This window comes from Streptomyces sp. NPDC107654 (assembly GCF_055639035.1).
Genome location: NZ_JBVKBI010000010.1, coordinates 157,200 through 169,912 on the forward strand (window position 1 = coordinate 157,200; position 12,713 = coordinate 169,912).

At 70.7% G+C, this 12,713-nt stretch carries 16 protein-coding genes and 5 tRNA genes; 14 read left to right on the forward strand and 7 right to left on the reverse strand.

The features are described 5' to 3' along the window. Nucleotides 1-54: 54 nt before the first annotated feature. Nucleotides 55-339, reverse strand: coding sequence for a hypothetical protein (locus ACZ7N4_RS19815; protein ID WP_471359618.1), 285 nt, complete (start codon nt 337-339; stop codon nt 55-57). A gap of 41 nt (nt 340-380) precedes the next feature. Here ACZ7N4_RS19815 and ACZ7N4_RS19820 point away from each other — a divergent pair, with 41 nt between their 5' ends. From ACZ7N4_RS19820 to ACZ7N4_RS19845, 6 genes are all read left to right on the forward strand, one after another. Next, the gene (locus tag ACZ7N4_RS19820) at nt 381-1,112 is read left to right on the forward strand and encodes an HAD family hydrolase (protein WP_471359619.1); all 732 of its coding nucleotides are present in this window, start codon (nt 381-383) and stop codon (nt 1,110-1,112) included. A 90-nt stretch (nt 1,113-1,202) separates the two neighbouring features. Beyond that, nucleotides 1,203-1,274, forward strand: a tRNA-Gln gene (locus ACZ7N4_RS19825). 21 nt (nt 1,275-1,295) lie between these two features. Continuing rightward, a tRNA-Glu gene (locus ACZ7N4_RS19830) sits at nt 1,296-1,368 on the forward strand. 29 nt (nt 1,369-1,397) lie between these two features. Continuing rightward, nucleotides 1,398-1,470 (forward strand) — tRNA-Glu (locus ACZ7N4_RS19835). Between the two features lie 21 nt (nt 1,471-1,491). Continuing rightward, nucleotides 1,492-1,563, forward strand: a tRNA-Gln gene (locus ACZ7N4_RS19840). A gap of 44 nt (nt 1,564-1,607) precedes the next feature. After that, nucleotides 1,608-1,680 (forward strand) — tRNA-Glu (locus tag ACZ7N4_RS19845). A gap of 52 nt (nt 1,681-1,732) precedes the next feature. Here the strand turns inward: ACZ7N4_RS19845 and ACZ7N4_RS19850 are convergent. After that, nucleotides 1,733-2,377 carry a MerR family transcriptional regulator gene (locus tag ACZ7N4_RS19850; protein WP_471359620.1) on the reverse strand — a complete coding sequence of 215 codons (645 nt, stop codon included), beginning with the start codon at nt 2,375-2,377 and terminating at the stop codon, nt 1,733-1,735. A gap of 81 nt (nt 2,378-2,458) precedes the next feature. Here ACZ7N4_RS19850 and ACZ7N4_RS19855 point away from each other — a divergent pair, with 81 nt between their 5' ends. Next, nucleotides 2,459-2,968 (forward strand): DUF4188 domain-containing protein, encoded by a 510-nt coding sequence (locus tag ACZ7N4_RS19855; RefSeq protein ID WP_471359621.1) that lies wholly within the window; start codon nt 2,459-2,461, stop codon nt 2,966-2,968. A 70-nt stretch (nt 2,969-3,038) separates the two neighbouring features. On the opposite strand, the gene ndgR is transcribed toward ACZ7N4_RS19855, so the two are convergent. Continuing rightward, the gene (ndgR, locus tag ACZ7N4_RS19860) at nt 3,039-3,755 is read right to left on the reverse strand and encodes an IclR family transcriptional regulator NdgR (protein WP_009320373.1); all 717 of its coding nucleotides are present in this window, start codon (nt 3,753-3,755) and stop codon (nt 3,039-3,041) included. Nucleotides 3,756-3,963: 208 nt separating this feature from the next. Between ndgR and leuC the strand changes: the two genes are divergently transcribed. The 4 genes from leuC (at nt 3,964) to ACZ7N4_RS19880 (ending at nt 7,306) form a co-directional block, all read left to right on the forward strand. After that, a complete protein-coding gene (leuC, locus tag ACZ7N4_RS19865; RefSeq protein ID WP_471359622.1) occupies nt 3,964-5,388 on the forward strand; it encodes a 3-isopropylmalate dehydratase large subunit in 1,425 nt (474 codons plus the stop codon). 5 nt (nt 5,389-5,393) lie between these two features. Then, nucleotides 5,394-5,987, forward strand: a complete 594-nt coding sequence (leuD, locus tag ACZ7N4_RS19870; RefSeq protein WP_471359623.1) for a 3-isopropylmalate dehydratase small subunit — start codon at nt 5,394-5,396, stop codon at nt 5,985-5,987. A gap of 274 nt (nt 5,988-6,261) precedes the next feature. Continuing rightward, nucleotides 6,262-6,492, forward strand: coding sequence for an SCO5555 family protein (locus ACZ7N4_RS19875; RefSeq protein WP_471359624.1), 231 nt, complete (start codon nt 6,262-6,264; stop codon nt 6,490-6,492). A 136-nt stretch (nt 6,493-6,628) separates the two neighbouring features. After that, on the forward strand, nt 6,629-7,306 hold the full coding sequence (locus ACZ7N4_RS19880; RefSeq protein ID WP_471359625.1) for an HU family DNA-binding protein: 678 nt from the start codon (nt 6,629-6,631) through the stop codon (nt 7,304-7,306). A gap of 71 nt (nt 7,307-7,377) precedes the next feature. Here the strand turns inward: ACZ7N4_RS19880 and ACZ7N4_RS19885 are convergent, their stop codons facing one another. Continuing rightward, entirely contained in the window at nt 7,378-7,581 is a 204-nt protein-coding gene (locus tag ACZ7N4_RS19885; RefSeq protein WP_471359626.1) for a hypothetical protein, read from the reverse strand. A 199-nt stretch (nt 7,582-7,780) separates the two neighbouring features. Then, nucleotides 7,781-8,419: a 2-phospho-L-lactate guanylyltransferase gene (gene cofC, locus ACZ7N4_RS19890; protein ID WP_471359627.1), complete on the reverse strand. Its 639-nt coding sequence runs from the start codon at nt 8,417-8,419 to the stop codon at nt 7,781-7,783. Nucleotides 8,420-8,572: 153 nt separating this feature from the next. On the opposite strand from cofC, the gene ACZ7N4_RS19895 reads away from it, so the two are divergent. The 3 genes from ACZ7N4_RS19895 (at nt 8,573) to ACZ7N4_RS19905 (ending at nt 11,689) form a co-directional block, all read left to right on the forward strand. Then, nucleotides 8,573-9,421: a lysophospholipid acyltransferase family protein gene (locus ACZ7N4_RS19895; protein WP_471359628.1), complete on the forward strand. Its 849-nt coding sequence runs from the start codon at nt 8,573-8,575 to the stop codon at nt 9,419-9,421. Further along, a complete protein-coding gene (locus tag ACZ7N4_RS19900) occupies nt 9,418-10,428 on the forward strand; it encodes an NAD(P)H-dependent glycerol-3-phosphate dehydrogenase (protein ID WP_471359629.1) in 1,011 nt (336 codons plus the stop codon). Before ACZ7N4_RS19895 ends, ACZ7N4_RS19900 begins: the two co-directional genes overlap by 4 nt. A gap of 103 nt (nt 10,429-10,531) precedes the next feature. Next, entirely contained in the window at nt 10,532-11,689 is a 1,158-nt protein-coding gene (locus ACZ7N4_RS19905; protein ID WP_471359630.1) for a D-alanine--D-alanine ligase family protein, read from the forward strand. A gap of 12 nt (nt 11,690-11,701) precedes the next feature. Here the strand turns inward: ACZ7N4_RS19905 and ACZ7N4_RS19910 are convergent, their stop codons facing one another. Together ACZ7N4_RS19910 and ACZ7N4_RS19915 are read right to left on the reverse strand one after the other, a co-directional pair. Continuing rightward, nucleotides 11,702-12,223: a DUF3515 domain-containing protein gene (locus ACZ7N4_RS19910; protein ID WP_471359631.1), complete on the reverse strand. Its 522-nt coding sequence runs from the start codon at nt 12,221-12,223 to the stop codon at nt 11,702-11,704. Nucleotides 12,224-12,243: 20 nt separating this feature from the next. Further along, nucleotides 12,244-12,477 carry an Lrp/AsnC family transcriptional regulator gene (locus tag ACZ7N4_RS19915; RefSeq protein WP_028802415.1) on the reverse strand — a complete coding sequence of 78 codons (234 nt, stop codon included), beginning with the start codon at nt 12,475-12,477 and terminating at the stop codon, nt 12,244-12,246. Nucleotides 12,478-12,713: the final 236 nt, after the last annotated feature.

Below are 12,713 nucleotides of genomic sequence, written 5' to 3' on the forward strand. Positions count from 1 at the left end.
CGTGCGACAGGGGCGGCATCCGGAGCGTTCCGGGTGCCGCCCCTGTCGCGTCGGTCACTGGGCGTCGGCTTCGTCGATCAGGTAGGCGCTCTCGTCGAAGATCTCCAGCACGACGACGACCATGATCGCCCCGGCCACCATGTACTCCAGCATGACGCCAGGGGCTACATACGCCTTGCGCAGGTGCTCGTCAGGGCCCAACTGCGCGGTTGATGTCTTCCGGAACGGGTCCCGCGCCAGTACGCGTACGGCCCTGTCCAGCTGTGCTCGGCGCTCCGCGGGCAGGGCGTCGAACGTCGCACGGGCCTCGACGGTGAACTGGACGCGGTACTCGTTCATGCCGACCAGTCTGCCAGCCGTCCGGCGGTACCGTCGGCGGTATGACGATCAGAGCCGTGGTCTGGGACGTGGACGACACGCTGTTCGACTACACGACCGCCGACCGTGAGGGGATGCGGGCGCACCTCGCGGCCGAGGGGCTGCTCGCCGGGTACGACGGCCCCGGGCAGGCCCTCGTGCGGTGGCGGGAGATCACCGATCTGCAGTGGGCGCGGTACGCGGCGGGGGAGTGCTCCTTCCAGGACCAGCGGCGTGACCGGGTGCGGGTCTTCCTCGGCACCGGGATGACCGACGCCGAGTGCGACGCCTGGTTCCAGCGGTACGTGGGGCACTACGAGGCCGCCTGGAGCGTCTTCCCCGACGTCCTGCCCGTCCTGGAGGCCCTCTCCGCCAGCCACCGGCACGCGGTGCTGTCCAACTCCAGCATCACCGTCCAGGAGCACAAGCTGCGCACCCTGGGTCTGCTGGACCGCTTCGAGTCCGTGCTGTGCGCCGCCGAGCTGGGCGTGTCCAAGCCGGAGCCGGGCGCCTTCCTCGCGTCCTGCGAGGCGCTGGGCCTGCCGCCGCACGAGGTGGCGTACGTCGGCGACCACCCCGAGATCGACGGGCGGGGCGCCGCCGAGGCCGGGCTGCTGTCGGTGTGGATCGACCGCGGAGGGGTGTACGCGGCCGCCCCCGGGGAGGTCGTCGCGCACCGGATCTCGACCCTCGCCGAACTCCCGGCGCTCGTCCGCGCGGATACCCGTTTTGGAGCCCCGTCCACCTTCGGGTAATGTTCTTCCTGCGCCGAGGGGAACGGGCCGAAAGGCCGGAGCCCCACGGAGCAGACTAGAACGAGAACCCCGCAGGGGGTTGAGTTCCAGTGGCCTATGGTGTAATTGGCAGCACGACTGATTCTGGTTCAGTTAGTCTTGGTTCGAGTCCAGGTAGGCCAGCTCGCAGAGCTCATCTGCAAAGCCCCCGTTGTGTAGCGGCCTAGCACGCTGCCCTCTCAAGGCAGTAGCGCCGGTTCGAATCCGGTCGGGGGTACTGATCTCGATCTTGTCGGGATCGCTAGGGCCCCCGTTGTGTAGCGGCCTAGCACGCCGCCCTCTCAAGGCGGTAGCGCCGGTTCGAATCCGGTCGGGGGTACTGACTGGTCTAAACCATCATTGGTCTATGGTGTAATTGGCAGCACGACTGATTCTGGTTCAGTTAGTCTTGGTTCGAGTCCAGGTAGACCAGCTCGGACCTGCGGCGGTGCAGTATTGAACGCCTGCAGTGTCCACGCCCCCGTTGTGTAGCGGCCTAGCACGCCGCCCTCTCAAGGCGGTAGCGCCGGTTCGAATCCGGTCGGGGGTACATCGGGAAGGCCCCTCGCTTCGGCGGGGGGCCTTCGTCGTGCCCGCGCCGGCTACTCGAAGCCGTACCGCCGGGTCGACTCCTCCTCCTGGGCCAGCCGGCGCAGCGCCTGCAGCATCGGCTCGGTCAGCACCGCGCCGAGCACCGCCGTCTCCACCTTCTCCGCCTCCGACGGACGCGTCTCCACGAAGTCCAGGTCGAGCCTGGCCACCTCGTGCATCAACTGGGCGTACGAGGCGAGCAGTTCGAACCCCCACTCGTAGCCGACCCGGCGGAACGCGGCCACCGCCACCACCAGCGAGCGGTACGCGGGGGAGACGGTCGCGAGCAGCCTGGCGTTCTGCCAGCCGAGCCGGTCCAGGAGCGCGGCGACCTCCTGCTGGGCGGCCCGGACGTACTCGTCCTCCTCGTCCGGTTCCCGCACCTGCGGCAGGGCCCACAGGGCCGCGCCCAGGCGCATCGAGCGGCCCAGGGAGTCGTCGTCCACGTGCCCGAGCACCTCCCGGACCGTGGCCACCGGGAGCCCGCCGACCTGGATCATCGCGCGCACCAGCCGCAGCCGGCGCAGGTGCTCCTCGTCGTACTCCGCCGTCGTCGTGTTGACCTGGCGGCCCGGCGGCAACAGCCCTTCGCGCAGGTAGTACTTGATCGTCGCGGTGGCCACACCGCTGCGTCCGCTCAGCTCGGCAAGCCGCATCCCTTGCGCTCCTCGTTGGATAACGGCACTATCCAAGCATGCGCGCCTTGGATAGCGACGCTCACCGAGGAGGGGGAGCCCATGGTGTCCCGAACGACCGCCGACGCGCGGGGCGAGGTCGTCGTGCTGCTGATCGGCATGCGCATCCACCGCTTCCGGGCCGTGCACCTGTGGCTGCCCGTGATGCTGGCGATGGTTCGCATGCTGCGGGAACTGGGGAAGGACCCGGCGCGGGGGCTGCGCGCGAAGGTGATGCTGACGGCGTCGCCGCGGAGCTACTACGTCGTCCAGTACTGGGAGTCCAAGGAGAAGCTCTACGCCTACGCGACCGCCCCGGACGCCTTCCACCGCACGGCCTGGGCGCGGCTCAACCGCAAGGAGCGCGCCGGGCGGCTGCGCGGGCAGGTGGGGATCTGGCACGAGACGTACGTCGTGCCGGAGGGGTCGTACGAGGCGGTCTACGGGGACATGCCGGCGTTCGGGCTCGCCGAGGCGTACGGGCAGGTGCCGCTGGAGCGGCGGGGCCGGTACGCGAAGGACCGGTTCTCGTACCGCACGCGGCGGGGGCCGGCGGCGGAGGAGACCCCCTGAAGGGGGAGCGGAGGAGGGCCCGCCGCGGCGTTGGGGCGGGCCATCCTCGGTGTCTTTCGCGCGTCCGGGGTCAGCCGGAGCGGCGCAGGGCCTCCGAGAGGCGGGCCGCGGCGTCGATGACCGCCTGGGCGTGCATACGGCCCGGGTGGCGGGTCAGGCGCTCGATGGGGCCGGAGACGGACACGGCGGCCACCACGCGGTTGGAGGGGCCGCGTACGGGCGCGGAGACGGACGCGACGCCCGGCTCGCGTTCGCCGATGGACTGGGCCCAGCCGCGCCGCCGCACGCCCGACAGCGCCGTCGCCGTGAAGCGGGCGCCCTGCAGGCCGCGGTGCAGGCGCTCGGGCTCCTCCCAGGCCATGAGGATCTGTGCCGAGGAGCCGGCCTTCATCGTCAGCGTCGAGCCCACCGGGACGGTGTCCCGCAGGCCGGACAGGCGCTCCGCCGCTGCCACGCAGATCCGCATGTCGCCCTGGCGGCGGTAGAGCTGCGCGCTCTCGCCGGTGACATCACGGAGGTGGGTGAGCACGGGGCCCGCCGTCGCGAGCAGGCGGTCCTCGCCGGCCGCCGCCGCGAGCTCCGCCAGGCGCGGTCCGAGGATGAACCGGCCCTGCATGTCGCGTGCCACCATGCGGTGGTGTTCCAGGGCCACGGCCAGGCGGTGGGCCGTGGGTCGTGCCAGTCCGGTGGCCCCGACCAGACCCGCGAGGGTGGCCGGACCGGACTCCAGAGCGCTCAGGACGAGGGCCGCCTTGTCCAGAACGCCGACGCCGCTACTGTTGTCCATGCAACGATACTCACGTCTCACTCTGTGAAACGCAAGTTCAATTTTCCGTGGAACGCGCCACCCTGGAATCACACAGCGGCCCGCAGACCAACGGGCCTGGCGGTGGACGCCCGGAATCACGACGTTCAGGGGCCCCCGAGAAGGGCAGCCACCGCTCCTCAAGATCTCTAGTTGGGTCGGTGGACGCTTGCCGGCCGGAGGGAAAGCGATGGGTAGGACACTCGCGGAGAAGGTCTGGGACGACCATGTCGTCCGGCGCGCCGAGGGCGAGCCCGACCTCCTCTACATCGATCTGCACCTGCTGCACGAGGTGACCAGCCCCCAGGCCTTCGACGGGCTCCGCAAGAGCGGCCGCCAGGTGCGCCGTCTCGACCTCACCATCGCGACCGAGGACCACAACACCCCGACCCTCGACATCGACAAGCCCATCGCCGACCCCGTCTCCCGCGCCCAGCTGGAGACCCTGCGCAAGAACTGCGCCGAGTTCGGTGTGCGGCTGCACCCGCTGGGCGACGTCGAGCAGGGCGTCGTGCACGTCGTCGGCCCGCAGCTGGGCCTGACCCAGCCCGGCACGACCGTCGTCTGCGGCGACTCGCACACCTCCACGCACGGCGCCTTCGGCGCGCTGGCGTTCGGCATCGGCACCTCCCAGGTCGAGCACGTGCTGGCCACCCAGACGCTGCCGATGGCCCGCCCGAAGACCATGGCGATCACGGTCGACGGCGAGCTGCCCGAGGGCGTCACCGCCAAGGACCTGATCCTGGCGATCATCGCGAAGATCGGCACCGGCGGCGGCCAGGGCTACGTCCTGGAGTACCGCGGCTCCGCCGTCGAGAAGCTCTCGATGGAGGCCCGGATGACCATCTGCAACATGTCGATCGAGGCCGGCGCCCGCGCGGGCATGATCGCCCCCGACGAGACCACCTTCGAATACCTCAAGGGCCGCCCGCACGCCCCCGAGGGCGCCGACTGGGACGCGGCCGTCGCCTACTGGAGGACCCTGCGGACCGACGAGGACGCCGTCTTCGACGCCGAGGTCCACATCGACGCCGCCTCGCTGTCCCCCTTCGTCACCTGGGGCACCAACCCCGGCCAGGGCGCGCCGCTTTCGGCGGACGTCCCCGACCCGGCTTCGTACGAAGACGCTTCGGAGCGCTTCGCCGCCGAAAAGGCCCTGGAGTACATGGGGTTGGAGGCCGGACAGCCGCTGCGCTCCATCAAGGTGGACACCGTCTTCGTAGGTTCCTGCACCAACGGCCGCATCGAGGACCTGCGCGCCGCCGCGGACCTGCTGCGGGGCCGCAAAGTCGCCGACGGCGTACGGATGCTGGTCGTCCCGGGCTCCGCGCGGGTGGGCCTGCAGGCCGTCTCCGAGGGTCTGGACGTGGTCTTCAAGGAGGCCGGAGCCGAATGGCGGCACGCCGGCTGCTCGATGTGCCTCGGCATGAACCCCGACCAGCTGGCCCCGGGCGAGCGCTCCGCGTCCACCTCCAACCGCAACTTCGAGGGCCGGCAGGGCAAGGGCGGCCGTACGCACCTGGTGTCGCCGCAGGTCGCGGCCGCGACCGCCGTCCTGGGCCACCTGGCCTCGCCCGCCGACCTGACCGACGCCCCCGCGCCCGCTGGAGTCTGAGAATCATGGAAGCCTTCACCACCCACACCGGCCGGGCCGTCCCGCTGCGCCGCAGCAACGTCGACACCGACCAGATCATCCCTGCTCACTGGCTCAAGAAGGTCACCCGGGACGGCTTCGAGGACGGTCTGTTCGAGGCCTGGCGCAAGGACCCCGAGTTCGTCCTCAACCGCCCCGAGCGGCAGGGAGCCACCGTCCTGGTCGCCGGACCCGACTTCGGCACCGGGTCCTCCCGCGAGCACGCCGTCTGGGCGCTGCAGAACTACGGCTTCAAGGCCGTGATCTCCTCCCGCTTCGCCGACATCTTCCGGGGCAACTCGCTGAAGAACGGCCTGCTCACGGTGGTCCTGGACCAGAAGATCGTGGACGCGCTGTGGGAGCTGACGGAAGCGGACCCCACCACTGAGGTCACTGTGGACCTTGAGGCGCGTGAGGTGCGCGCCGAGGGCGTCACCGCCTCCTTCGAGCTGGACGAGAACTCCCGCTGGCGGCTGCTGAACGGCCTGGACGACATCTCCATCACGCTCCAGAACGAGTCCGACATCGCCGCCTACGAGGCCGAGCGCCCCGCCTACAAGCCGCGCACCCTCCCCGTCTGATCGACTCGGCCCGGACCCCCTGAACGGGTCGGGTTTCGGCCACCGCGACACCCCGTCCGTACCCCCGATCGCCACGATCGGGGGTACGGCCATGTCTGCACCCGAACGGCCCTGTCCTCCCGCCCTACTCAGCTCAACTGCCCACGTTAGGGCCGCTGTTGTCCGGGTACGTGAGTGCTGTGTTCGCGCCCTCCGCAAGTGCCTGGAAGGCCATTTGAGGCGGCAGTTACACCCTGCGCAGGCGACAACTCGCCCCAGATGGCACAATCTGTGCATGGGACACGACGGCCAACTCCAGCTCTATGCGGCGGTCGCGAACCAACTCAAGGAAGCGCACGCAAGAGTGCGCGCACTGCAAGTCCCGGAGGGCGTACGGATGGCGCTGACCCGGAAGCTGCTGGTCATTACGGCCGCGGCCAAGCACGATCTCGCCGACGCGGCAAGGCGGCTCGATCGGTTCACGGCGGATCTCGACGCGGGTCGGATCCCTGACGAGGACCGCTGAACCGTCCGAGACGGCCGAGTCCGTTGCGGCACAAGGGTGATAAGCCCGTTTCGTGTTTGATTTGCGGTATATATCTGCCTAACGTGCGAAAAAGCTTGAACACTTTCGTTCTGGCGATGTCTCCGAAGGGGAAGACGTGAACAAGGCGCAGCTCGTAGAAGCGATTGCCGACAAGGTGGGTGGCCGCCAGCAGGCCGCCGATGCCGTCGATCATGTCCTGGACGCCATCGTCCGCGCGGTCGTCGCGGGCGAGCGGGTCTCGGTCACCGGCTTCGGGTCCTTCGAGAAGGTGGACCGCCCCGCCCGCTACGCCCGCAACCCCCAGACGGGCGAGCGGGTTCGGGTCAAGAAGACCTCCGTCCCGCGCTTCCGTGCCGGTCAGGGCTTCAAGGACCTGGTGAGCGGCTCGAAGAAGCTCCCGCGCGGGGGCGAGGTCTCGGTCAAGAAGGCGCCCAAGGGCAGCCTGTCCGGCGCGCCGCCCACCATCGCCAAGGCCGCCGGAAAGAAGGCCGCCGCGAAGAAGACGGCCACCGCCGCCGCGAAGAAGACCACCGCGAAGAAGGCGACGCCGGCGAAGAAGACCACCACCACCGCCGCCGCGAAGAAGACCACGGCGAAGAAGGCGACGCCGGCGAAGAAGACCACGCCGGCCGCGAAGACCACCACGGCCGCCGCGAAGAAGACCACCGCCAAGAAGGCGACGGCCAAGAAGGCCCCGGCCAAGAAGGTCACCGCGAAGAAGGCCCCGGCCAAGAAGTCGACGGCCCGCAAGACCACCGCCAAGAAGACCACCGCCCGCAAGGCGACGTCGTAAGGCCGCCAGGACGTTCACGCGCCGGGCCGGACTCCCCAGGGGAGCCCGGCCCGCGGTGTGTGCAGGGGCGGTTACAGGGTCTGCAGGGTGACGAGGGTGATCCGCACGGCGCCGCCCTCGCTCTCCGTCTCGATCCGCACGCGCTGTCCGGGACGCAGCAGCCGCAGGCCCCCGGCGTCGAACGCGGCGGCGTCGAAGGGCACCGGGGTGCCGTCGTCGAGGAGCACCTGACCGCTGCGGGTGTCCGGGTCGTAGGTGTACGCGGTGGCCTGCATGGCAGCAGCCTACCGGTCGCTCCGGATCCGGTTTCCGCCGCAGCGTTGCGGGTGTCTCAGGCGCCTCAGGCGTCCCAGGGGCCGTAAAGCCGTAGAGCCCCGGAGCAGGAGATCCGCGGAGGCGGTGGGCCGTGGGGCCGCAGGTCCACGGAAGCGCGGAGTCGCGGAGCCGCAGGGCCGTAAGGCCGCGGGGGCGCCTTCAGGAGCCCGGGATCAGTAAGCCCGCCGATGCCGCCGCCGTGTGCCGGCCCACCCCCAGCCGCAGTGCCGCGCGCAGGTCGTCGCCGGTGTCCACGTCCTGCCGTACCGAATCGACCCCCGTGAGCGCGAGTTCCGTCGCACCGGAGGCGCGGTGGCGGGAGCGGGAATCGATGCCGAACGCCGGCTGCAATTCCCGGCCGGGACCCGCGGCCAGCAGTGTCGTACCCCGTTCCGCCGCATCCGCCAGAAATGCCCGGGGGAATTCCCCGGCGGCGGACAGTACCCGGGACAATTCCGCCGGCCGCAGGGCCGGCAGATCGGCGTTCAGGGCCGCCAGCGGGGCAGCCGGGCGCAGCGACCGTACGACGGCCGCGCCGTGCGCCAGGGCGGCGTTCAGGCCGCCGCGGGGGGTGTCCGGGACGATCCGCGCGCCCAGCGCGGCCAGCTCCCGGCCGGCCAGTTCGTCGTCCGTGACGACCGCCACATCCGACACCTCCGGGCACGCCAGCGCCGCGCCCACCGTGTCCTGCGCGAACGCCAGTGCCAGCCCCGGGCGCACCCCGTCGTGGGCGGTGTCCGCGAGCCTGCTCTTGGCCCGCGTCAGGGGCTTCAGGGGGATGACCAAGGTCCACTGCACCGGCGTACCGTCCCTCTCTCGTCGCGCTCATTGTCCCCCGCGCCATCTGGCGCGTTCGGTGGCGGGGCGTACGGTGTTCTCGACAGACCGGCGGCCCGGGGCCAGACTTGTGCGGCCCCCGCCGGGATGGCAGTCCTAGAGGAAGGTGTCCTTGTGCCCCGCCGCAGAATCGGCTTCTGGTACCGCTTCGCCGCGGTGATCTGCAAACCGCCGCTGGTGGTTCTGATCAAGCGGGACTGGCGCGGAATGGAGCACATTCCGGCCGAGGGCGGATTTATCACCGTGGTGAACCACAATTCCCACGTGGACCCCTTCGCATACGCGCACTATCAGTACAACACCGGACGGGTGCCGCGATTCCTGGCGAAGAGCGGGCTTTTCAAGAAGGGATTCGTCGGCGCCGCGATGCGCGGCACCGGGCAGATCCCCGTCTACCGCGAGTCCACCGACGCCCTGAGCGCCTTCCGGGCCGCGATCGACGCCGTGGAACGCGGCGAGTGCGTGGCCTTCTACCCCGAGGGCACCCTCACCCGCGACCCGAACGGCTGGCCCATGACCGGCAAGACCGGCGCCGCCCGGGTCGCCCTGCAGACCAAGTGCCCGGTCATCCCGGTCGCCCAGTGGGGCGCCAACGAACTGCTGCCGCCGTACGCCAAGAAGCCGAACCTCTTCCCGCGCAAGACGCACCACGTGCTCGCGGGCCCGCCCGTGGACCTCTCCCGCTTCTACGGCCAGGAGATGACCCCGGAGGTGCTCAAGGAGGCCACCGAGGTCATCATGGCGGCCATCACGCGCCAGCTGGAGCAGATCCGCGGCGAGAAGGCGCCCGAGACGCCGTACGACCCGCGCCGGGAGCGGATCGAACAGCGGCGCCGCACCCAGGCGCAGGCGAAGGCGAAGGCACAGGCACGGGCACAGGCGCAGGCGCAGGCACAAACGCAGGGACAGCCCTCGGCGCAGGTGCGGACCGAGGGCCGGCAGGCGGAAGGGCAGAGCAAGTGAGCAAGCCTGTGCGGGCGGCCGTCATGGGCACCGGTTCGTGGGGCACCGCCTTCGGCATGGTCCTCGCCGACGCCGGCTGCGACGTGACCCTGTGGGCCCGCCGCCCGGAGCTGGCCGAGGCGGTCAACTCCACCCGGACCAACCCGGACTACCTGCCCGGCGTGGAACTCCCGGAGAACCTGCGCGCCACCGCGGACGCGGCCGAGGCCCTCGGCGACGCGGACTTCACCGTGCTCGCCGTCCCCTCCCAGACGCTGCGCGCCAACCTCACCGAGTGGGCGCCGCAGCTCGCGCCGGACACCGTGCTCGTCTCCCTGATGAAGGGCGTCGAGCTGGGCTCGACCATGCGGATGAGCGAGGTGATCGAGGACGTCGCCAAGGTCGGCGCCGACCGGATCGCGGTCGTCACCGGGCCCAACCTGGCCCGCGAGATCGCCGCCCGCATGCCCGCCCTGGCCGTCGTGGCCTGCACCGACGAGCGGGTCGCCCAGCGGCTCCAGGCGGCCTGCCACACGCCGTACTTCCGGCCGTACACCAACACCGACGTGGTCGGCTGCGAACTCGCCGGCGCGGTCAAGAACGTCATCGGGCTCGCGGTCGGCATCGCCGACGGCATGGGACTCGGTGACAACGCCAAGGGCTCCCTCATCACCCGCGGTCTCGCCGAGACCACCCGGCTCGGCCTCGCGATGGGCGCCGATCCGCTGACCTTCTCCGGACTCGCGGGCCTGGGCGACCTGGTGGCCACCTGCTCCTCGCCGCTGTCCCGCAACCACACCTTCGGCACCAACCTCGGCAAGGGCATGACCCTGGAGGAGACCATCGCGGTCACCCGGCAGACCGCCGAGGGCGTCAAGTCCTGCGAGTCCGTGCTGGATCTGGCCCGCCGGCACGGCGTCGACATGCCCATCACCGAGACGGTCGTCGGCATCGTCCACGAGGGCAAGTCGCCGGTCGTCGCGCTCAAGGAGCTGATGGCCCGCAGCGCCAAGCCCGAGAGGCGCTGAACCCCCGTCCGTGCGACGCTGAGCGACCGCCCGGGGGACACGCAGTCACGGCCGCCGAGCGGGCGCTGACGCGCGGGATACCACCGGGTACTCTCAACCCGATATGAGCACCGAGAACCTTCCCCAGAGCCCTGAGCAGCCGTCGCGCAAGCCGCGCGTCGCCGTCGTGTTCGGCGGCCGCAGCTCCGAACACGGGATCTCCGTGGTCACCGCCGGGGCCGTCCTCAAGGCCATCGACCGGACGAAGTACGACGTCCTGCCGATCGGTATCACCACGGACGGCCGCTGGGCGCTGACGGCCGACGAGCCGGAGCGGATGGCCATCACCGAACGCCGCACCCCCAGCGTGGAGGAGCTGGCGGAGTCGCACGAGGGCGGCGTGGTGCTCCCCGTCGACCCCGCGAACCGCGAGGTCGTCTACAGCGAGCCCGGCTCCGTGCCCAAGGCGCTCGGCGAGGTCGACGTGGTCTTCCCGGTGCTCCACGGCCCCTACGGCGAGGACGGCACCCTGCAGGGCCTGCTGGAGCTGTCCGGTGTTCCGTACGTCGGCTCGGGTGTGCTCGCCTCGGCCGTCGGCCAGGACAAGGAGTACATGAAGCGGGTGTTCACCTCCTTCGGGCTCAAGGTCGGCCCGTACCTGGTGATCCGGCCCCGCGAGTGGGCGCAGGACGAGTCCGCCGCCCGCAAGAGGATCGTCGACTTCGCCGGTGAGCACGGCTGGCCGCTGTTCGTGAAGCCCGCGCGCGCGGGTTCCTCCATCGGCATCACCAAGGTCGACGACCTGTCCGGCCTGGACGAGGCGATCGCCGAGGCGCAGTCCCACGACCCGAAGATCCTGGTCGAGGCGGCCCTGCGGGGCCGTGAGATCGAGTGCGGCGTCCTGGAGTTCGAGGACGGCCCGCGCGCCTCCGTACCGGCCGAGATCCCGCCGCCGGACGCGCACGCGTACTACGACTTCGAGGCCAAGTACATCGACTCCACGCCCGGCGTCGTCCCCGCCCCGCTCACCGAGGAGGAGACCGCCGAGGTGCGCCGGCTCGCGGTCGAGGCGTTCGACGCGGCCTCCTGCGAGGGCCTGGTCCGCGCGGACTTCTTCCTCACCGAGGACGGCGAGTTCGTGATCAACGAGATCAACACCATGCCCGGTTTCACGCCGATCTCGATGTACCCGAAGATGTGGCAGGAGACCGGGATCGGATACCCCGAGCTGGTCGACCGCCTGGTGCAGGCGGCGCTGCGCCGTCCGACCGGACTGCGCTGAGCCCGCGGCGGCTCAGTACCGCATGGAGGCGAGCCCCTCGGGGATCGCCTTCTTGACGGCCGGCGCCAGGTCCATCAGCACCTGGGCGCTGTCGTCCGCCCCGGACAGCTCCTTCGACAGGGTCACCTGCACGTACGCGCGGCGACCGGACGTGGTGAACCGCCACGTCCCGTCGTCCTCCTTCTCCATCAGCCACTCCACCCCGTTGACCCCGCCGGCGACCGCGTCCGGGTCCTGGCCCAGGGCCACCTTGGGGTCGACCATCTTCGGCGGCCGGACGATGCCGCAGCGCAGTATGATCGCCGGGCTTCCCCAGCCCGCCGTGTAGGAGGACCGGGGTTCGGGGTCCTGGCGGCTTCGCCCGTTCACCTTCCGTGGCAGCACCTTGTCCAGGTCACGGCAGAGCGGGGCGGTCTTCGCGTCGGGGGTGGGGACCGCGACGCTGCCGCCGTCGTCCGCGGTGGAGCAGCCCGCGACCGCCATGAGCAAGGCGGGCGCGAGCAGGCCGAGAGGCCGGTGACGGAAGAAGTTCACCGGCCCAGCGTAGACGGGGGCTACAGATGGACGACCGGGCAGGTCAGCGTGCGCGTGATGCCGTCCACCTGCTGGACCTTGGCGACCACCATGCGGCCGAGCTCGTCGACGGTGTCGGCCTGGGCCCGCACGATCACGTCGTACGGTCCCGTCACGTCCTCCGCCTGGATCACTCCAGGGATCTTGCTGATCGTCTCGGCGACGGTCGACGCCTTGCCGACCTCCGTCTGGATCAGGATGTACGCCTGTACCACGGAACCTCCAGGGCGGCCACGAGGATCATGTGGGGGAAAGGAACGCCACGGTATCGCGTCGCCGCTCCCCGCGGGGAGACCTGCGGGGACCGGGCTTGCGCGCCAGGGTGCGGGCACGAGGGATCACGAGGGACATGGACGGTCACCGGGACCGTACCGACGGTCGTCGGCGACCGGGCCGACGGGCACCGGGGGCCGCGACTTACGGTCCTTACGACCGTATCGGGGACACTGAT

Coding starts and splice junctions, on each gene's coding strand:
- ACZ7N4_RS19815 (WP_471359618.1), bottom strand. CDS start 339: ATGAACGAGTACCGCGTCCAGTTCACCGTCGAGGCCCGTGCGACGTTC.
- ACZ7N4_RS19820 (WP_471359619.1), top strand. CDS start 381: ATGACGATCAGAGCCGTGGTCTGGGACGTGGACGACACGCTGTTCGAC.
- ACZ7N4_RS19850 (WP_471359620.1), bottom strand. CDS start 2,377: ATGCGGCTTGCCGAGCTGAGCGGACGCAGCGGTGTGGCCACCGCGACG.
- ACZ7N4_RS19855 (WP_471359621.1), top strand. CDS start 2,459: ATGGTGTCCCGAACGACCGCCGACGCGCGGGGCGAGGTCGTCGTGCTG.
- ndgR (WP_009320373.1), bottom strand. CDS start 3,755: ATGGACAACAGTAGCGGCGTCGGCGTTCTGGACAAGGCGGCCCTCGTC.
- leuC (WP_471359622.1), top strand. CDS start 3,964: ATGGGTAGGACACTCGCGGAGAAGGTCTGGGACGACCATGTCGTCCGG.
- leuD (WP_471359623.1), top strand. CDS start 5,394: ATGGAAGCCTTCACCACCCACACCGGCCGGGCCGTCCCGCTGCGCCGC.
- ACZ7N4_RS19875 (WP_471359624.1), top strand. CDS start 6,262: ATGGGACACGACGGCCAACTCCAGCTCTATGCGGCGGTCGCGAACCAA.
- ACZ7N4_RS19885 (WP_471359626.1), bottom strand. CDS start 7,581: ATGCAGGCCACCGCGTACACCTACGACCCGGACACCCGCAGCGGTCAG.
- ACZ7N4_RS19905 (WP_471359630.1), top strand. CDS start 10,532: ATGAGCACCGAGAACCTTCCCCAGAGCCCTGAGCAGCCGTCGCGCAAG.